At 73.9% G+C, this 18,199-nt stretch carries 16 protein-coding genes and 1 pseudogene; 14 read left to right on the forward strand and 3 right to left on the reverse strand.

The window, feature by feature from the left end; translation table 11 throughout:
- Positions 1-177 precede the first annotated feature (177 nt).
- Positions 178-2,928, forward strand: a complete 2,751-nt coding sequence (locus tag ACSNN7_RS03895) for a phosphodiester glycosidase family protein (protein ID WP_436679167.1) — start codon at positions 178-180, stop codon at positions 2,926-2,928.
- Positions 2,929-3,176: 248 nt separating this feature from the next.
- On the opposite strand, the gene ACSNN7_RS03900 is transcribed toward ACSNN7_RS03895, so the two are convergent.
- The gene (locus tag ACSNN7_RS03900) at positions 3,177-4,073 is read right to left on the reverse strand and encodes an AAA family ATPase (RefSeq protein WP_436679168.1); all 897 of its coding nucleotides are present in this window, start codon (positions 4,071-4,073) and stop codon (positions 3,177-3,179) included.
- Positions 4,074-4,347: 274 nt separating this feature from the next.
- On the opposite strand from ACSNN7_RS03900, the gene rpmE reads away from it, so the two are divergent.
- Positions 4,348-4,572 (forward strand): 50S ribosomal protein L31, encoded by a 225-nt coding sequence (rpmE, locus tag ACSNN7_RS03905; protein ID WP_436679169.1) that lies wholly within the window; start codon positions 4,348-4,350, stop codon positions 4,570-4,572.
- Positions 4,573-4,671: 99 nt separating this feature from the next.
- Positions 4,672-5,760 (forward strand): peptide chain release factor 1, encoded by a 1,089-nt coding sequence (gene prfA / locus ACSNN7_RS03910; protein ID WP_436679170.1) that lies wholly within the window; start codon positions 4,672-4,674, stop codon positions 5,758-5,760.
- 12 nt (positions 5,761-5,772) lie between these two features.
- Here prfA and ACSNN7_RS03915 read toward each other — a convergent pair.
- Positions 5,773-7,311, reverse strand: a pseudogene (locus ACSNN7_RS03915) (diguanylate cyclase domain-containing protein); the annotation flags it as partial.
- Between the two features lie 74 nt (positions 7,312-7,385).
- Between ACSNN7_RS03915 and prmC the strand changes: the two are divergent.
- From prmC to ACSNN7_RS03935, 4 genes are all read left to right on the forward strand, one after another.
- Complete coding sequence (gene prmC, locus ACSNN7_RS03920; protein WP_436679172.1) at positions 7,386-8,336, forward strand: peptide chain release factor N(5)-glutamine methyltransferase; 951 nt, start codon at positions 7,386-7,388, stop codon at positions 8,334-8,336.
- The gene (locus tag ACSNN7_RS03925) at positions 8,336-8,980 is read left to right on the forward strand and encodes an L-threonylcarbamoyladenylate synthase (RefSeq protein ID WP_357110577.1); all 645 of its coding nucleotides are present in this window, start codon (positions 8,336-8,338) and stop codon (positions 8,978-8,980) included. Before prmC ends, ACSNN7_RS03925 begins: the two co-directional genes overlap by 1 nt.
- Complete coding sequence (locus tag ACSNN7_RS03930) at positions 8,981-9,592, forward strand: phosphotyrosine protein phosphatase (RefSeq protein WP_436679174.1); 612 nt, start codon at positions 8,981-8,983, stop codon at positions 9,590-9,592.
- Between the two features lie 148 nt (positions 9,593-9,740).
- The gene (locus ACSNN7_RS03935; RefSeq protein ID WP_436679176.1) at positions 9,741-11,858 is read left to right on the forward strand and encodes a transglycosylase domain-containing protein; all 2,118 of its coding nucleotides are present in this window, start codon (positions 9,741-9,743) and stop codon (positions 11,856-11,858) included.
- A 100-nt stretch (positions 11,859-11,958) separates the two neighbouring features.
- Here ACSNN7_RS03935 and ACSNN7_RS03940 read toward each other — a convergent pair whose 3' ends face one another.
- Positions 11,959-13,422, reverse strand: coding sequence for an SDR family oxidoreductase (locus ACSNN7_RS03940; RefSeq protein ID WP_436679177.1), 1,464 nt, complete (start codon positions 13,420-13,422; stop codon positions 11,959-11,961).
- Between the two features lie 35 nt (positions 13,423-13,457).
- On the opposite strand from ACSNN7_RS03940, the gene glyA reads away from it, so the two are divergent.
- The 7 genes from glyA (at position 13,458) to ACSNN7_RS03975 (ending at position 18,125) form a co-directional block, all read left to right on the forward strand.
- Complete coding sequence (gene glyA, locus ACSNN7_RS03945; protein ID WP_436679178.1) at positions 13,458-14,747, forward strand: serine hydroxymethyltransferase; 1,290 nt, start codon at positions 13,458-13,460, stop codon at positions 14,745-14,747.
- Complete coding sequence (locus ACSNN7_RS03950) at positions 14,740-15,171, forward strand: hypothetical protein (RefSeq protein ID WP_436679179.1); 432 nt, start codon at positions 14,740-14,742, stop codon at positions 15,169-15,171. The genes glyA and ACSNN7_RS03950 overlap by 8 nt, the downstream gene beginning before the upstream one ends.
- 212 nt (positions 15,172-15,383) lie before the next feature.
- The gene (locus ACSNN7_RS03955; RefSeq protein ID WP_334448956.1) at positions 15,384-15,620 is read left to right on the forward strand and encodes an AtpZ/AtpI family protein; all 237 of its coding nucleotides are present in this window, start codon (positions 15,384-15,386) and stop codon (positions 15,618-15,620) included.
- Between the two features lie 11 nt (positions 15,621-15,631).
- Positions 15,632-16,429 carry a F0F1 ATP synthase subunit A gene (gene atpB / locus ACSNN7_RS03960; RefSeq protein WP_334448954.1) on the forward strand — a complete coding sequence of 266 codons (798 nt, stop codon included), beginning with the start codon at positions 15,632-15,634 and terminating at the stop codon, positions 16,427-16,429.
- A gap of 68 nt (positions 16,430-16,497) precedes the next feature.
- The gene (locus tag ACSNN7_RS03965) at positions 16,498-16,734 is read left to right on the forward strand and encodes a F0F1 ATP synthase subunit C (protein ID WP_088960568.1); all 237 of its coding nucleotides are present in this window, start codon (positions 16,498-16,500) and stop codon (positions 16,732-16,734) included.
- 27 nt (positions 16,735-16,761) lie between these two features.
- The gene (locus ACSNN7_RS03970; protein WP_088960569.1) at positions 16,762-17,304 is read left to right on the forward strand and encodes a F0F1 ATP synthase subunit B; all 543 of its coding nucleotides are present in this window, start codon (positions 16,762-16,764) and stop codon (positions 17,302-17,304) included.
- Positions 17,304-18,125 carry a F0F1 ATP synthase subunit delta gene (locus ACSNN7_RS03975; RefSeq protein ID WP_436679182.1) on the forward strand — a complete coding sequence of 274 codons (822 nt, stop codon included), beginning with the start codon at positions 17,304-17,306 and terminating at the stop codon, positions 18,123-18,125. The genes ACSNN7_RS03970 and ACSNN7_RS03975 overlap by 1 nt, the downstream gene beginning before the upstream one ends.
- The last annotated feature ends 74 nt before the right edge of the window (positions 18,126-18,199 follow it).

Below are 18,199 nucleotides of genomic sequence, written 5' to 3' on the forward strand. Positions count from 1 at the left end.
CGGTCTCGGCCGGGTGGTCCAGGTGCACTTCGACGGCACCGCGACGCTGCCGGCCGGCCCGGTCACGCTGACCCAGTTCAACAACCTGGTACAGGCCGGCGGGGTCGGCGTGTTCACCGCGCTCTGGAGTCGTACCCCCGGCGGCGGGCGGTCGACGGGGCGGCCCGGGTCACCGAGGTGGCGGTCCGGGACGGCCGGGTCGCCACGGTGGCCGGCGCGGCGGGCGAGGGGCCGATCCCGGCCGGCACCACCGTCCTGCTCGGCCGGGACGCCGGTGCGGACGCACTCGCGGCGCTGCGCCCGGGCGACCCGGTCGACCTGCGGTGGCAGCCGAAGCCGTCCGAGGGCGGCGAGCTGCGGGCCGCCGTCGGCGGCGGCAACGTCCTGCTCCGCGACGGCGTGGTGCAGGCGATCGCCGACCCGACCCTGGCCCCGCGCACCGCGGTCGGCTTCAGCGCCGACGGGCGGCGGATGATCCTGCTCACCGTGGACGGGCGCCAGCTGGACAGCCGGGGCGTCACGCAGACCGAGATGGGCGAGATGATGGCCGAGCTGGGCGCGCACCACGCGCTCAACCTGGACGGGGGCGGCTCGTCCACGCTGCTCGCCCGGGAGCCCGGCGCGGCGGCCGTGCAGGTGGAGAACAGCCCCTCCGACGGCACCGAACGCGCCGTGCCCAACGGACTGGCCGTCTACGCCCCGCAGGGCAGCGGCCGGCTCACCGGGTACTGGCTGGAGACCGCCGGCGACCCGACCGCCGCGCCGGGCGTCGCGCCGGTGCGCGGCGGCCGGCCCGACCGGGTCTTCCCCGGGCTGACCCGCCGGCTCACCGCGGCCGGTCACGACGAGACGTACGGCCCGGCCGAGGGCAGGCCGGCGTGGCGGGCGAACCCGGCGGCGCAGGGCACCGTGGCCGACGGGGTGTTCCGGGCGGGTGCCCCCGGGCACAGCACCGTCACCGCCTGGCGCGGCGCTGCCCGGGGCACCCTCGACCTGACCGTGCTCGGCCCGCTGGACCGGGTGGACTCCACGGTGGACCGGGTCGGCCTGAACCGGGCCGGCGACACCGGACTGTTCGGCGTGGTCGGCTACGACGCCGAGGGCAACACCGCGCCGATCGAGCCGGCCGACCTGAAGCTCGAGTACGACTCGCAGCTGCTGTCGATCACCCCGACCGCCGACGGCAACCTGTCGGTCAAGGCTCTGGGTGACAGCGGTTCCGCGCTGGTCACCGTCCACGTCGGCCGGCACCGGAGCGTCCTGCCGGTCACCGTCGGGCTGACCGACGTGCCGGTGGCCACCTTCGACGACGCGGCCTCGTGGCGGTTCAGCCAGGCGCGGGCCGGCGGCGCGGTCGCCCCCGCACCCGGTCGCACCGGCACCGGGCTGCGGATGACGTACGACTTCGGCCAGTCCACCGGCACCCGCGCCGCGTACGCCGACCCGCCGGCCTGGATCGCGGTGCCGGGTCAGCCGCAGGCGTTCGGCATGTGGATCAACGGGAACGGCACCGGGGAATGGCCCAGCCTGCACCTGCACGACGCGCAGGACACCCAGCACGTGCTGCGCGGCCCGCTGATCACCTGGAAGGGGTGGCGCCACGTCGAGTTCACGGTCCCGCCCGGCGTGCAGTACCCGGTGCGGGTCCGCCGGTTCTACGTGGCGGAGACCAACCCGGCCGCCCGGTACACCAGCGAGGTGGTGATCGACGACCTGGTGGCGAAGGTGCCGCCCACCGTCGACGTGCCGGCCGAGCCGCCCCGCACCGACCGGGTGGTGCTGCGCGACGGCACGGTGGACGGCGCGCCGTGGCGCTTCGCGGTGCTCTCCGACGCCCAGTTCGTCGCCGCCGACCCGGACAGCGACCTGGTCGCCCAGGCCCGCCGTACGCTGCGCGAGGTGAAGGCGGCGAAGCCGGACTTCCTGGTGATCGGCGGCGACTTCGTCGACACCGCGTACCCGGCCGACTTCGCACTGGCCAAGCGGCTGCTCGACGAGGAGTTGGGCGGCGAGCTGCCCTGGTACTACGTCCCGGGCAACCACGAGATCATGGGTGCGCCGATCGACAACTTCCGCGCCGTCTTCGGCGACCCGCAGCGGGTCTTCGACCATCGGGGCACCCGGTTCGTCACGCTGAACTCCTCGACCGGGTCACTGCGCGGTGGCGGCTTCGACCAGGTGCGGATGCTGCGGGAGGCGCTGGACGACGCCGCCGCCGATCCGGGGGTCGGCTCGGTGGTGGTGGTGCACCACCATCCGCCGCGCGACCCCAGCCCCGCCAAGGCCAGCCAGCTCGGCGACCGCAAGGAGGCGGCGCTGCTGGAGCAGTGGCTGGCCGACTTCCAGCACCGCACCGGCAAGGGCGCGCTCTTCGTCGGCGGGCACGTCGGCACGTTCCACGCCGACCGGGTGGACGGGGTGCCGTACGTCATCAACGGCAACTCGGGCAAGAACCCGTCGACGCCGCCGCAGCTCGGCGGGTTCACCGGCTGGACCGAGTTCGGGGTGGACCCGGTGACCCCGGCCGAGGCCGACCGGGCGCGGCGGGACCCGCTGGCCGAGGGGCCGCGCTGGGTCACCGCGGAGTTCCACGCCCACACCGACCGGCTGACGCTGACCGCGCCGGACGCCGTGGCGGTGGGCGCGCCGGCCCCGGTGACCGCGACGCTGATCCAGCCCGGTGGTCGCACCGTGCCCGTGGCGGCACCGGTCAGCGCCGACTGGTCCGCGTCGCCGGGCGTGCACGTCGGCACCGCCAGGGGCGTGCGACCCTGGCACGTGGCCCGCTTCGACCCCGCCACGGGGAAGCTGACCGCCCTGCGCGCCGGGGCGCAGGTGCTGCTCGCGGTGACCGTCAACGGCGTCCGGGCCGAGGCGACGGTCGCGCTGACGGCGGCGCGGACACCTGGGGAGGCGCCCGCCGCCTGACCGGTCCGGCGTCCGCCGGGCGGCCCTTGCGAGGGCCGGCCGGCGGTGCGTGCCGTGGGTCTCCTCAGCAGGGGCCGACCGGGAGCACCTCTCAGCCGGGCCGAGGACGCTCCTGCCACCCGCTTTGCTCTGCTGCCCTCGAAGCGACACCGGCCGTCCGGACCCCGGGCCGTGGGTGTCGCCGTGGCGGCAGCAGAGCAAAGCGTGCGCAGCAGGCGTCGCGCCCGGCGCTCCAGGTCGCCGAGCGCTCAGAAGTCGCCCTCGGCGACCTGGAACACGGTCAGCCCGAGCGCGCGCCACATCCGCACCACCTGCTGCCGGTCGTCGAAGACCCCGACCACCCGGTACTGGTCGCGTACCTCGCGTTCGTAGATCTCCCGCTTCACCACGGCGTCCTTGCGCGAGTCGCCCACCGCGCGCAGGTGCAGACCGAGGTACGGCACCCGGACGTGCCGGTCCAGCCAGGCGACCGTGGCGGCGCGGGCGGTGGCGTCGCGCCCGGAGCAGAAGACCACCCCGTACCCGGCGGCGTGCATCGCCCGGACCGCCGCGATCACCGCCTCGTTGGGTTCGTCCTCGCCGACCCGGGTCATGTCGTACGGGCTGCGGGAGACGTTCAGCGCCACCGTGCCGTCGATGTCCACCAGCACGATCTCCGGCGGCCCGGCCGGGGCCGGGTCGACGGTGCCGGCCCGGCCGGTGCGGGCGGTCGGCACCGGCAGCGGCAGCGGGCGGTCGGCCAGGTACCGCTCGTGCAGCCGGCGGATGGCCGGCTCACCGACCCGGTCCGCCTCCGCCCGCACGGCGTCGCGGCGCAGGCACTCCTCGAGGGGCACGTCGGTGAAGTCGTGCACCTCGAAGTCGGCGTCGTAGCGGGCGGCCAGGTCGGCCCAGTCGCGCAGGGTGCGGGAGCGCAGGTTGGTGTCGTCCACGCAGACGCTGACCCCGGCCCGCAGCAGCGCCTCCACCTGGGCCCGCTGGGCGAGCGTCACCTGGTACTCGGCCCGCTGGGTGAAGAGCCGCTCGCCGTGCAACATCCGGCGCAGGTCGTCCCGGTTCACCCGGGCCACGGCCGGTTGCAGGGTACGGGCGAAGGTGGTCTTGCCGGAGGCGGGCAGCCCACGGGTGGCGATCAGTCGGGGCATCCTGCCCATCCCGCGCGGCTCAGGGACGAATCGGGCACCGTCCCACCGTACGCCGGGGGAGGGAATGCTGGTCGGCGGTGGCGGGAATGCGAGCAGGGAGGCGGGCGTTTCCACTGCCGGACCGATCGTGCGGCCCGCTTACCGGGTCGGCTCACGCCCATGGCACACTGGTCAATCGGCCACCGGTTCCGGTTCACGCCCGAGTCCGTCGCGCACCACGTGACGGGGAGATCAGCGGCGACCCGGCGACCACCGACGAAAGGACCGAGGCGACATGAAGCCCAACATCCACCCGGAGTACGTGACCACCGAGGTCTCCTGCTCCTGCGGTAACACCTTCTCGACCCGCAGCACCGCCCGGGGCGGCGCCATCCACGTCGAGACCTGCAGCGCCTGCCACCCGTTCTACACCGGTAAGCAGCGCGTTCTCGACACCGCCGGCCGGGTCGCGAAGTTCCAGCAGAAGTACGCCAAGGTTCAGGCGAAGAAGGCCAAGTAGCTCCACCGACGACGCCCGTGTCCGGCTTTCAGCCGGGCGCGGGCGTCGTCCGTTCCGCCCCGCTTTCCACCTGATCGTCGTCGAAGGAGCATCCCCCGCATGAGCAGCGAGCGCCTGGCCTCCCTCCTCGACGAGTACGCCGAGCTGGAGAAGCGGCTGGCCGACCCGGCCATCCACGCCGACCAGGGCACCGCGCGCCGGGTCGGCCGCCGGTACGCCGAGCTGGTTCCGCTGCACAAGGCCGCCGGTGAGCTGGAGCAGGCCCGCGCCGACCTGGCCGCGGCCCGGGAACTGGCCGCCGAGGACCCGTCCTTCGCCGGGGAGGCGGAGTCGATTGCGGCGAGCCTGCCGGCGCTCGAGGAGCGCCTGGCCGAGCTGCTGATCCCGCGTGACCCGCACGACGCCAAGGACGTGATCATCGAGATCAAGGCCGGCGAGGGCGGGGAGGAGTCGGCGCTCTTCGCCGCCGACCTGCTGCGGATGTACACCCGGTACGCCGAGCGGCACGGCTGGCTCACCGAGGTCATCGACGCACAGGACTCCGACCTGGGCGGGGTCAAGGACGTCTCGCTGGCGATCAAGACCAAGGGCGTCCCGGAGGGCGGCAACGGCGTCTGGTCGCGGCTGAAGTGGGAGGGCGGCGTGCACCGGGTGCAGCGCGTGCCGGTCACCGAGTCGCAGGGGCGCATCCACACCAGCGCCGCCGGCGTGCTGGTGCTGCCCGAGGCGGAGGACGTCGACGTCACCATCGACCCCAACGAGCTGCGCATCGACGTGTTCCGCTCGTCCGGGCCGGGCGGCCAGTCGGTGAACACCACCGACTCCGCGGTGCGGATCACCCACCTGCCGACCGGCGTGGTGGTCTCCTGCCAGAACGAGAAGTCCCAGTTGCAGAACCGGGAGCAGGCGATGCGGATCCTGCGGGCCCGGCTGCTCGCCGTCGCGCAGGAGCAGGCCGACGCCGCCGCCTCGGACGCCCGCAAGGCGCAGGTGCGCACGGTCGACCGCTCGGAGCGGATCCGCACCTACAACTTCCCGCAGAACCGGATCACCGACCACCGCATCGGCTACACGGCGTACAACCTCGACCTGGCGCTCGCCGGCGACCTGGACGGCGTCCTCGACGCCCTCACCGAGGCCGACCGCGCCGCCCGCCTGGCCGGCGACCCCGAACTCACCCGCCGCTGACCCCACCCCTCCGGGGCGGGGCTTGGCGCGGAGCATCTCGCGGTCGGCGATCTCGAAGGCGGTACCCAGGGCGTCGCGCAGCGCGCCGTTCGCGCCGTCCACCTCCGCGAAGCCGATACTCACGCCGACCGGGGTGCCGGGCACCAGGGACTCCCAGTCCTCGGTGCGTACCGCCGCGTGGATGCGCCGGGCCACCTCGGCCGCCTCGGTCATCCCCGCCCCGGCAAGCACCACCACGAACTCGTCCCCGCCGTAGCGGGCCACGAAGTCGCCCCGGCGCATCACCCGGTTGATCACCCCGGCGATCCGTTGCAGGACCAGGTCCCCGGAGTGGTGGCCGTGGGTGGTGTTGACCGCCTTGAAGCCGTCCAGGTCGCAGACGCCGATCACCACCCGCTCGCCCCGGGAGGTCACCGAGGCGATGTAACGCTCCAGCCGGCGACGGTTGGGCAGGCCGGTGAGCGGGTCGGTCAGCGCCTCGCCCTCGTACCGGGCGGCCTCGCGGCGCATCTCCTCGTGGTCGATCCGGGCGGCGATGCCGTCGATGTACACGTCCCGCAGCCGGTCGTTGCGCTGCGCGGCCAGCCGGAACGCCATCCGGTCGGCCCGGTGCGCGGCCACGTGGTCGCCGGCCCGGGCGTACGCGATGCTGCGCAGCCGGGCCGGCTCGGCCGCGCCGAGCGTCTCGTTGGAGACCCGGGCGCCGTCGAGCCGGGTGATCGCCTCGATCGGCTGACCGCCGGCCACCGCCAGGCAGATCTGCCCCAGTTGCCGCATGTCCCGGGCGCGGGCGCTGTCGCCGCCGTGGCGGAGCAGGCGGACCGGGTCGGTCTGCGTACCCGTGTCCGGGGGGTCGCCGAGGGCGGCCCGGCGGGCCGCGGCGTAGCCGTAGGCGGCGAGGCTGCTGGGGCGGATCCGGTCGCTGCGGCCGTCGCGGACGAACCGGTTCAGGTCGATGGCGATGTCGCGCAGCACCCGCAGGCAGCCGTCGCTGTCGCCGTTGTGGTCGAGGGCGACCGCGTTGCGCAGCCGGATGCCGGGCGCGGCGAACACCTCCTCGGGGAGCCCGGCGCCCAGCCCGTGCTGCCGGGCCCGCTCGATCGCGCCGAGGGCGTGGCCGTGGAAGCTGAGGTACGAGTAGGCCATCGCCAGGTCGTGCCAGCCCCAGGCGGTGTCCCGGTCCCGCTCCTCGGCCGCGCCCAGCGCCCGGGCGGCGCGGACCAGGTGGGTCACGCACCGGTCCAGCGCGCCCTGGTGGTGCGCGGCGAGCGCGGCCAGCGCGTTGAGGTGCCCGTGCAGGTACGGCTCGGGCAGGTCGCGCACGGCGGTGGCGGCCTCCTCGATGGCCCCGGTGAACTCGGCCGTGCGACCGAGATTGATCAGTGCGCAGAGGCGCTGCACCAGCGCGTCGGCGCGGGTGTGCGGGTCGGTGGTGGTGCTCAGCACCCGTTCGAGCAGGCCGCACGCCTCGGCGGACCGGCTCGCCTCCTGCAGGGTGCGGGCGCGCTGGAGGGCGTCAACCTGGTCTTCGACCCGGTCGAGCCACCCCACCTGCCAACCTCCTGTCGGTGTGCGCCGGGACGCCCCCGCTCGTGACCTGACCCGCGACGCATCATGATTATGTCGTGACCTCCCTCCCGCGCCACCCCTCCGAAGGGGCAGAACGCGAGCGTCCCTCGCTCGCGGTGGCCCGTGCCGCCCGCGCCCTGGCCGCCGCCGGGGTGCCCTCGGCCCGGGCCGAGGCGGAGCAGCTCGCCGCGTACGTGCTGGACGTGCCCCGGGGCCGGCTGGCGCTGGCGGACGGCTTCACCGCCGACCAGCGGGCGCGGTTCGAGGAGCTGGTGGCCCGGCGGGCCGACCGGGAGCCGTTGCAGCACCTGACCGGCCGGGCCGCGTTCCGGCACCTGGAGCTGGCGGTCGGGCCGGGGGTCTTCGTGCCCCGGCCGGAGACCGAACTGCTCGCCGGCTGGGGGATCGAGGCGGCCCGGACGCGACCGGCGCCGCTGGTGGTGGACCTGTGCAGCGGCTCCGGGGCGATCGCGTTGGCGCTCGCGCAGGAGGTGCCGACGGCCCGGGTGGTGGCCGTGGAGCGGTCCCCGGCCGCGCTGGACTGGCTGCGCCGCAACGCCGCCGAGCGGGCCGCCGCCGGCGACCGGCCGGTCGAGGTGGTCGCGGCCGACGTCACCGACCCGGAACTGCTGGCCGCGCTGGTCGGCGAGGTGGACGTGCTGCTCTGCAACCCGCCGTACGTGCCCCGGGCGGTGGCCGTACCGCCGGAGGTGGCCGGGCACGACCCGGACGAGGCGGTCTTCGGTGGGGCGGACGGGTTGAGCGTGATCCGGCCGGTGCTGGCCCGCGCCGCGCGGCTGCTGCGCCCGGGCGGCGCGCTGGGCGTGGAGCACGACGACACGCACGGGGCGGCGGTGCCGGCGCTGCTCGCCGCCGACGGCCGCTACGCCGAGGTGACGGAGCACCGGGACCTCGCCGGGCGGCCCCGGTTCGCCACCGCGTCCCGGCGGGCGGACGGCCCGCACCCCGCCGCGGCGGCACCGGCGTGGCAGACTGGCTCCTCGTGATGCTCTACGACTGTCGGTCGCCCGCCGACCGGGACCGCGGCATCGCCGCTGCCATCGAGGCGGTCAAGAACGGCGAGCTGGTCGTCCTGCCGACCGACACGGTCTACGGGATCGGCGCGGACGCCTTCACCCCGTACGCCGTCAAGGCCCTTGCCGACGCCAAGGGCGGCAGCCGGCAGGCGCCGCCGGTGCTGATCGGTTCCCGGCACACCCTGGACGGCCTGGTCTTCTCGCTGCCGCGGGCCGCACGCGACCTGGTCGAGGCGTTCTGGCCGGGCGCGCTGACCATCGTGGTGGAGCACTCCCCGAGCCTGGCTTGGGATCTGGGCGACGCCAGCGGCACGGTGGCGGTCCGGATGCCGCTGCACCCGGTGGCGCTGGAGGTGCTGCGCGAGACCGGCCCGATGGCGGTGGCCTCGGCGAACAAGGCCGGGCAACCGGCCGCGCTGACCGCCGAGGAGGCCCGTGACCAGCTTGCCTACTCGGTCCGCGCCTACCTGGAGGCCGGGCCCTGCCCGGACCCGGTGCCGAGCACCATCGTCGACCTGACCGGCGAGGTGCCCCGGGTGCTGCGGCTGGGCGCGATCGGCCTGGACAAGCTCCGCGACGTGGCGCCGGACATCCTCGACGAGCGGGGGGCCTGAGTGCCGCCGTTCACCGTCCTGCACGTCTGCATGGGCAACATCTGCCGCTCCCCGATGGCGGAGCGGCTGCTGCTGCTCGCGGTCCGCGAGCGGCTGGGCCGGCTCGGCGTCGACCCGGCCCGCTCGGACGAGCTGCTGCACAGCCACAGCGCCGGCACCGGCGGCTGGCACGCCGGCGAGGAGATGAACCCGCCGGCGGCCCGGCAGGTGCTGGCGCGCGGTGGCGACGTGGCGGGGTTCGCCGCCCGCAAGCTGCGGTCGGATCTGATCGACGCCGCCGACCTGGTCCTCACCGCCACCGCCGACCAGCAGGAGTACGTGGTGGCGCTGCGGCCGGACGCCGCGTCGCGCACCTTCGTGCTCGGCGAGTTCGGCCGGCTGCTGGGGCTGGTGGACGCCGCCGCCCTGCCACCGGCGGAGGCCACCGGGGAGGCGGTGTACGCCCGGGGCGTGGCGCTGGTGGAGGCGGCCGACGCGGCCCGGCAGGGCGCGTCCGCGCTGCACTCCGACGACCTGGACGACCCGTGGGGCCGGGGCGACCAGTGCTTCAGCCGGGTGGCCGACGAGATCGAGGAGACCGTCCACCCGCTCACCGCGGCGCTGCTGCCCTGACCCCCGCCCGGGTGAACCGGGCGGCGTGTCCCGTGCTCCGCGCCGCGTCCCGCTCGCGAATTTCCTCCGGATTTAGGGAAATTTGGCGGCAGGTGGGGCGGTGCGGGTCATTCTGAACGGGTCCTGACGGCTCCTGCGGGGAGTACTGATGATCCGGGCCCATCTCGACAAGTTGCTCACCGTGGTGATCGCCGGCGTGCTCGCCGGGCTGGTGCTGGCGGCGGCGGCCCTTCCGGCCGCGTTGGTGCTCGGGCTGGGCTTCGGCGCGCTCGCCGCGCCCTACTCGGAGCTGCCGTCGAGCCTGCGCACCCCACCCACCGCGCAACGGTCGAACCTGTACGCCAACGACGGCCGCACCCTGATCACCTCGTTCTACACCGAGGACCGGGTCGAGGTGCCGCTGGCGAAGGTGGCCCCGGTGATGCGCCAGGCCATCGTGGCCGCCGAGGACACCCGCTTCTACGAGCACCGCGGCGTCGACGTGCGCGGCGTGATCCGGGCCTTCACCGTCAACCGGCGCGACGGCCACACCCGGCAGGGCGCCTCCACGCTGACCATGCAGTACGTGCGCAACGTGCTGGCCAGCGATCCCCGGCTGACCCGGGAGCAGCGCCGGGCGGCCACCGAGATCACCGTCGCCCGCAAGCTGCGGGAGGTGCGGTACGCCCTCTCCCTGGAGCGGGAGCTGGACAAGGACGAGATCCTGCGCCGCTACCTCAACATCGCCTACTTCGGCGCCGGGGCGTACGGCATCGCCGCCGCCAGCAAGCGCTACTTCTCCACGTCGCCGGCGAATCTCACCCTGCCCCAGGCGGCCCTGCTCGCCGGCCTGGTCCGGTCGCCGGACACCGACGACCCCATCAACGGCGACGCCGACGCGGCCCTGCGCCGCAAGGCGTACGTGCTGGACCGGCTGGTCGGTGCGGGGCAGGTGTCGGCGGCCGAGGCGGAGCAGGCCAAGGCCGCCCCGCTGGGGCTGCGCCCCAGCCAGACCCCGAACGACTGCACCGGTGTGCCGCAGGCGCAGAACGACTGGGGCTTCTTCTGCGACTGGTTCACCCAGTGGTGGAGCGCCCAGCCGGCCTTCGGCTCCTCCGCCGCGGAGCGGCAGGACACCCTGCGCCGGGGCGGCTTCCGGATCGTCTCCTCGCTGGACCCGGCCGTGCAGCGGGCCACCCTGCAGGAGGTGCTGGACATCTACCGCGTCACCGACCGCCGGGCCGTACCGACCGCGGTGGTCCAGCCCGGCACCGGGCGGGTGCTGGCCATGGCGGTGAACCGCAACTACAGCGTCGACGGCAACCCGCGCGGGCAGAAGAACTACCCGAACACGGTCAACCAGCTCGTGGCCGGCGGCAACGGCATCGAGGGTTACCAGGCCGGCTCCACCTTCAAGCTCTTCACCGTGCTGGCCGCCCTGGAGTCCGGGCTGCCGCTGGAGACCGGTTTCACCGCGCCGAGCCGGATCCTCACCCGGTTCCCGGCCGACGCCGGATCGGCCAGCTGCGGCGGCCGTTGGTGCCCGGTCAACGCCACGCCGTCGTGGATGGACGGGCGGCACACCATGTGGACCGCCTTCGGCCGCTCGGTGAACACCTACTTCGCCTGGCTGATCGAGCGGGTCGGCGCGGACCGGGTGGTGGAGATGGCCGAGCGGCTGGGCATCGTGTTCCGCTCCGAGGGCGACGCCCGGCTGGCCCGCTCCGGTGCCCGCAACTGGGGCTCGTTCACCCTCGGGGTCTCCTCGACCACCCCGCTCGACCTCGCCAACGCGTACGCCACGGTGGCCGCCGAGGGGACCTGGTGCGCACCGCTGCCGGTCGTGTCGATCACCGACAGCGCCGGGCAGGAGGTGGCGGCCGGGCGCCCGGACTGCCGGCAGGTGGTCGACACCGACGTCGCCCGGGCGGCGGTGGACGTGGCCCGCTGCCCGGTGGGCGACCAGACGATGTACAACCGCTGTGACGGCGGCACCGCCGACCTGCTCCGGCTGCGGCTGGGCCGCCCGGTGGCCGGCAAGACCGGCAGCTCGGAGGGGTACGAGACCGAGTCGGTGGTGGCGTTCACCCCGCAGCTCGCCATCGCCTCGATGGCGGCGAACCCGGACGACCGCCGGGACGCGGTGGGCCGGGCGGTACAGGCGCGGATGGTGGACGCGGCGGGCCGGGTGCTCGACGCCGCCCTTGAGGGGCAGCCGGCCCGCGACTTCGTCCCGCCCAGCGAGGCGGTCGCCTTCCGCGAGACCGGCCCCCGCGACGGCAACTGACCCCGCGAACGGCACTGGCCCCGCGAACGGCAGCTGATCCCATGACGGCGGCCGGCCCCGGATTGGGCACCGCGACCGCAACCGACCCTGCCGGAGCGGCTCAGCGGGCGTGTTCGGCGCCGCGCGCGATGTTGCGGGCCATGCCGCCGAAGACGACGGCGTGGAACGGGGCCACCGAGCCCCAGTAGGCGTGTCCGGCCAGGCCGCGGGGGAGGAAGACGGCGCGCTGCACGTACCGGCTGCGGCCGTCGGCGGTGGGCTCGGCGCGCATCTCCAGCCAGGCCCGGCCGGGCAGCCGCATCTCGGCCCGCAGCCGCAGCAGTTCGCCCGGCACGATCTCCTCGACCCGCCAGAAGTCCAGCGCCTCGCCGACCTGGAGGCGGTGCGGGTCCCGCCGGCCGCGGCGCAGCCCGACCCCGCCGATGAGCCGGTCCAGCCAGCCCCGGATCGACCAGGCCAGCGGGAACGAGTACCAGCCGTGCTCGCCGCCGACCCCCTCGATCACCCGCCAGAGCGCGGTCGCCGGGGCGGCGACCTCGCGTTCCCGCAGGTCGGTGTAGACCGTGCCGCCGGACCACTTCGGGTCGCTGGGCAGCGGCTCGGCCGGCGCGTCCGGACCGCTCGCGGTGGACCACCGGGTCTCCACCTGGGCGTCGCGCACCTTGGCCAGCGCCAGCGCGACGGCCTGGTCGAAGCCGGCCAGCCCGTCCGGCGGGTCGGGCAGGTACCGGGCGATGTCGTGCTCGCGCGCCACCGCCTCGTGGACCAGGCTCTCCACCAGCGGTCGGGCGATCTTGTTCGGCACCGGGGTGACCAGCCCCACCCAGTACGAGGAGAGCGACGGCGTCAGCGGCCGTACCCGCAGGATGACCCGGCGGCGCAGCCCGGCCACCCGGGCGTAGCGCTGCATCATCTCCTCGAAGGTGAGCACGTCCGGGCCGGCGATGTCGAAGGAGCGGTCCACCTCGGGCGGCAGGGTCGCGCAGCCGACCAGGTAGCGCAGCACGTCGCGGACCGCGATCGGCTGGATCCGGTTGCGCACCCAGCGCGGGGTGACCATCGCCGGCAGCCGCTCGGTGAGGTAGCGCAGCATCTCGAACGAGGCCGAGCCCGATCCGATGATCACGGCGGCCCGCAGCACCACCGTGGGCACGCCGCTGGCGAGCAGGATCCGCGCCACCTCCGCCCGGGACCGCAGGTGCGGCGAGGGGACCCCGCCGTCCTCCTTCGGCTCGGGGCCGCCGAGGTAGACGATCCGGCGTACGCCGGCTGCGGCGGCCGCCTCGGCGAAGTGGGTCGCGGCCTCCCGGTCGGCCGTCTCGAAGTCGGCCTGCCCGAGCGAGTGCACCAGGTAGTACGCGACGTCGACGCCCGCGAACGCGGCGGTCAGCGTCTCCGGCCGGCGCAGATCGCCCTCGACCACCTCGGCCTGCGCCGCCCAGGGCACGTCGCGCAGCCGCCCGGCCTTGCGGGCCAGGCAGCGCACCTCGTACCCCTCGGCCAGCAGCCGGGGCGCGAGCCGCCCGCCGATGTAACCCGTGGCTCCCGTGACGAGGCATCTCACGGCTTCCAGTGTGCGGCCCCATAGACTCCTTCGCTGTGGAGAACGCGAGCAACACCTTCTGGGGGCCGGACTTCCAGCAGCTCAGCACCGTCGACCCGGAGATCGCCGGGGTGGTGCTGGGTGAGCTCGACCGGCTGCGCGGCGGCCTGCAGCTGATCGCCAGCGAGAACCTCACCTCCCCGGCGGTGCTCGCGGCGCTCGGCTCGACGCTGACCAACAAGTACGCGGAGGGCTATCCGGGCCGGCGCTACTACGGCGGCTGCGCCGAGGTCGACCGGGCCGAGGAGATCGGCATCGCCCGGGCCAAGGAGCTCTTCGGCGCCGAGCACGCCAACCTCCAACCGCACTCCGGGGCCGGCGCGAACCTCGCCGCGTACGCCGCGCTGGTGCAGCCCGGCGACACGGTGCTGGCGATGGACCTGCCGCACGGCGGGCACCTCACCCACGGCAGCCGGGTGAACTTCTCCGGCAAGTGGTTCCACACCGTCGGCTACACCGTCCGGCGGGACACCGAGCTGATCGACTACGACGAGGTCCGCGACCTCGCCCTGGCGCACCGGCCCAAGATGATCATCTGTGGGGCGACCGCGTACCCCCGGCTGATCGACTTCGCCCGGTTCCGGGAGATCGCCGACGAGGTCGACGCGTACCTGATGGTGGACGCCGCGCACTTCATCGGGCTGGTCGCCGGTCAGGCGATCCCGTCGCCGGTGCCGTACGCCGACGTCGTCTGCTTCACCACCCACAAGGTGCTGCGCGGCCCGCGCGGCGGCATGATCCTCTGCCGGGAGTCGCTGGCCGCCCGGATCGACAAGGCGGTCTTCCCGTTCACCCAGGGCGGCCCGCTGATGCACGCCGTCGCGGCCAAGGCGGTCGCGCTGCGCGAGGCCGCGCAGCCCGAATTCCGGGCCTACGCGACGCAGGTGGTGGAGAACTCCCGGGCGCTCGCCGCCGGGCTGGCCGCCGAGGGGATGCGCCCGGTCTCCGGCGGCACCGACACCCACCTGGCCCTGGTCGACCTGCGCGAGACCGGGGTGACCGGCGCCGAGGCCGAGGCCCGCTGCGACGCTGCGGCGATCACGCTGAACAAGAACGCCATCCCGTACGACCCGCAGAAGCCGATGGTCGCCTCCGGCATCCGGGTCGGCACGCCGAGCGTCACCACCCAGGGCATGGGCGTGCCGGAGATGCGCCAGGTCGCCTCGCTGATCGCCCGCGCGGTCCGCACCGACCCGGCCGCACCGCAGGGCGCCGACACGCTCGCCGGGATCGCCGGCGAGGTCGCCGAGCTGGTCGCCGCCTTCCCGGCGTACCCCCGTGGCTGAGCCCGGGGTGCGCGCGCCGGAAGCGGCCGCGGACCGGCGCTGGCGACTGCGCCACCTGCCGGTGCTGCTGCTCGCCTCGGCGCTGCTGGGCGCGGTGGCCGCCCTGGTCGGCGGGGTGACCGGCGGGGGCGACGCGGCGCTGGGCGCCGCCGCCGGGGTGGCCGTGGCGGCGGCCAGCTTCACCCTGACCACGGTGGTGCTGGCCTGGGCCGACGCGGTCAACCCGCAGCTGGTGCTCCCGTTCGGGCTCGGCCTGTACGCCGCCAAGTTCACCCTGCTCGGCGTGGTGATGGTGGCCGTGGCCTCGACCGGCTGGGACGGGCTGATCCCGCTCTGCCTCGGCATCGCGGCGGGCGTGGCGGTCTGGACCGGGGTGCACATCTGGTGGCTGACCAGGGTGCACCAGCGGGGCGTGTCCGGCTGACGGTCCGGCCGCACACCGACCGTGGTCACGTCGTGGCGGCGTCTCACCTGGCGGACGCCGCGCGCGACTGTCCACCTCCGGTCATTTTCTGACCGGCGGAAGGGGAGTAGCGTGCCTCCAGACGACGCGACCTGCCAACGGCCCACACAACGACGGTTGTGCGGGGGGTGAGGCACAGCCTCGTCTTCCCGGCTGATATCGTTCGCCCCGTCATGGCTGGTGACCAAACCCCCCAACCCAATGGCGGCTCAGGCGACGTTCCGTCCGGTGCCGGCCAGGGTTGGACCGCGCTCGGATACCTCATCACGGGCATGGTCTTCTGGGGATTCATCGGCTGGCTGGTCGACCAGTGGCTCGACTCCGGCGGCATCGCCACCGGGATCGGCGTCGTGCTCGGCATGGCCGGGGGAATCATCCTGGTCGTCCGCCGACTCGGCACGCCTACTTAGGAAGGGACGCGGTGTTCGGACAGGCGAACGTCCTGGCAGCGGGCCAGGCGGCATTCCCACCCAGTGTGGAGGACTTCTACCTGCCCAGCATCCTGCCCTGGGGTGCGCACGACTCGTACTGGTTCACGAAGATCACTGCGATGGTCTGGATCGCCGTCGGCGTCCTGATCATCTTCTTCCTGGCCAGCTACCGGAAGCCGCAGCTGGTCCCGACGAAGAAGCAGTGGTTCGCCGAGTCGATCTACGGCTTCGTGCGGAACAACATCGCGGTCGACATGATCGGGCACGCGGGGGTGCGGTTCGCGCCGTACTTCACCACGCTGTTCTGCTTCATCCTGCTGACCAACTTCTTCGCGATCCTGCCGGGCTTCCAGATCTCGCCGAACTCGCACATCGCCTTCCCGGCGATCCTCGCGGTGATCAGCTACGTGCTCTTCATCTACGCGGGCATCAAGCACCACGGCGCGGGCAAGTTCATCAAGAATTCGCTGATCCCGCCGGCGCCCTGGTACATCCTGCCGCTGCTGATCCCGATCGAGTTCTTCTCGACCTTCCTCGTCCGGCCGTTCTCGCTGGCCGTCCGTCTCTTCGCGAACATGTTCGCCGGCCACATGCTCCTGCTGGTCTTCACGCTCGGCGGCTTCGCGATGCTCAGCGCCAACACCTGGCTGGCCCCGGTCTCGGTGCTGTCCTGGGTGATGACCATCGCCCTGACCTTCCTCGAGTTCCTGGTGATCGTCCTGCAGGCGTACGTCTTCACGGTGCTGACCGCCAGCTACGTGCAGGGCGCGCTCGCCGACGAGCACTGATCCACTTCGCACCAACCGTTGTCGTCCCGCGTGAGAGTCACGCGTGATAACCAGGAGGAACCACACCAATGGACGCTAGCGTTCTCGCCGCGGTAGAGGGCAGCACCGCCGCCATCGGCTACGGCCTCGCCGCCATCGGCCCGGGCATCGGCGTCGGCCTGGTCTTCGCCGCCTACATCCAGTCGACCGCCCGCCAGCCGGAGTCGTCCCGGATGACCCTGCCGTACGTCTGGATCGGCTTCGCCGTCATCGAGGCGCTCGCGCTGCTGGGTATCGCCTTCGGCTTCATCTGGGCTGGCGCCTGATCCACCCCTGTTGACCGGGAGGTAACCATGTACCACCTGCTCGCCGCCGAAGGTGGTGAAACGGCCCACAACCCGATCGTCCCGCTGTGGCAGGAGCTCGTGGTCGGGACGGTCGCCTTTGCCGTGCTCTGCTTCGTGCTGATGAAGTTCGTCTTCCCCCGCATGGAGCAGACGTTCCAGGCGCGGGTCGACGCGATCGAGGGTGGCATCAAGCGCGCCGAGGCCGCCCAGGCCGAGGCCAACCAGCTCCTCGAGCAGTACCGCGCGCAGCTCGCCGAGGCGCGCACCGACGCCGCCAAGATCCGGGACGACGCCCGGGCCGACGCGGAGGGCATCCGTCAGGACATCCTCGCCAAGGCGCGGGAGGAGTCCGACCGGATCATCGCGGCCGGCAAGGAGCAGCTCGCCGCCGAGCGGGCCACCATCGTGCGCGAGCTGCGCACCGAGGTCGGCACGATCGCGGTGGACCTGGCCAGCAAGATCGTCGGGGAGTCCCTCGCCGACGAGGCTCGTCGCAAGGGCACCGTCGACCGGTTCCTGAGCGGTCTCGAGAGCGCGGGGGCCCGCTGATGCAGGCCGCCAGCCGGGAGTCGTACAAGGTCGCGGCCGAGCACCTCGACGCGTACGCGCGCAGTGCCGACCCGGTCGCGGTGGCCCACACCGCGAACGACCTGCTCGCCGTCGCCGGCCTGCTTCGGCGGGAGCCCCGGCTGCGGCGGGCCCTCTCGGACCCCGCCCGGTCCCGGGCGGACCGCGCCGGTCTGCTCGGCGAGATGCTGCGGGGCAAGATCGGCGAGGGGGCGCTCGACCTGCTCGCCACGATGGTCTCCGGTCGCTGGTCGGCGCCGTCGGAACTGCTCGACGGCGCCGAGCGGCTCGGCGTGGAGGCCGTGCTGGCCAGCGTCGACGCCGCCGGTGACCTGGGTGAGGTCGAGGACGAGCTGTTCCGCTTCGGGCAGGTCGTCGCCGGCCAGCCCGAGCTCTCCGCGGTGCTGTCGAACCCGGCGGTCCCGATGGACCGGCGGGGCGTCCTGGTCGGTGACCTGCTGGCCGGCAAGGCCCGGCTGGCCACCGTCCGCCTCATCGAGGTGGCGCTCTCCGGCTTCGGCGGGCGCTCCTTCACCGGATCGCTCACTCGGCTGGTCGAGCTGGCCGCCGAGCGGCGGGACCGTCAGGTGGCGTACGTCACCGTAGCGGCCCCCCTGAGTGACGAGGAGGAGCGACGCCTGGGTGCCCGCCTCTCCGCGATGTACGGTCGAGAGGTTTCCGTCAAGCAGACGGTCAACCCGGAGGTGCTCGGTGGGGTGAGCGTCCAGGTCGGCTCCGACCTGTACGACGGCACCGTCCTGCGCCGCCTCAACGAGACCCGCAACGCGCTCGCGAAGCGCTGACCAGCGTCTCGCAGCCCCTGATCGACGCCATTCGGACCGGTCGGTACTAGGTATCCCGGGACCCTGATACTTAA

This window comes from Micromonospora sp. URMC 105 (genome assembly GCF_051386295.1).
GTDB lineage: Bacteria > Actinomycetota > Actinomycetes > Mycobacteriales > Micromonosporaceae > Micromonospora.

What these genes read in the sequence shown, in the direction of transcription:
- rpmE (WP_436679169.1), top strand. Translation starts at nt 4,348, where the DNA reads ATGAAGCCCAACATCCACCCGGAGTACGTGACCACCGAGGTCTCCTGC.
- prfA (WP_436679170.1), top strand. Translation starts at nt 4,672, where the DNA reads ATGAGCAGCGAGCGCCTGGCCTCCCTCCTCGACGAGTACGCCGAGCTG.
- ACSNN7_RS03900 (WP_436679168.1), bottom strand. Translation starts at nt 4,073, where the DNA reads ATGCCCCGACTGATCGCCACCCGTGGGCTGCCCGCCTCCGGCAAGACC.
- ACSNN7_RS03955 (WP_334448956.1), top strand. Translation starts at nt 15,384, where the DNA reads ATGGCTGGTGACCAAACCCCCCAACCCAATGGCGGCTCAGGCGACGTT.
- ACSNN7_RS03975 (WP_436679182.1), top strand. Translation starts at nt 17,304, where the DNA reads ATGCAGGCCGCCAGCCGGGAGTCGTACAAGGTCGCGGCCGAGCACCTC.
- ACSNN7_RS03935 (WP_436679176.1), top strand. Translation starts at nt 9,741, where the DNA reads ATGATCCGGGCCCATCTCGACAAGTTGCTCACCGTGGTGATCGCCGGC.
- ACSNN7_RS03970 (WP_088960569.1), top strand. Translation starts at nt 16,762, where the DNA reads ATGTACCACCTGCTCGCCGCCGAAGGTGGTGAAACGGCCCACAACCCG.
- ACSNN7_RS03925 (WP_357110577.1), top strand. Translation starts at nt 8,336, where the DNA reads ATGCTCTACGACTGTCGGTCGCCCGCCGACCGGGACCGCGGCATCGCC.
- ACSNN7_RS03965 (WP_088960568.1), top strand. Translation starts at nt 16,498, where the DNA reads ATGGACGCTAGCGTTCTCGCCGCGGTAGAGGGCAGCACCGCCGCCATC.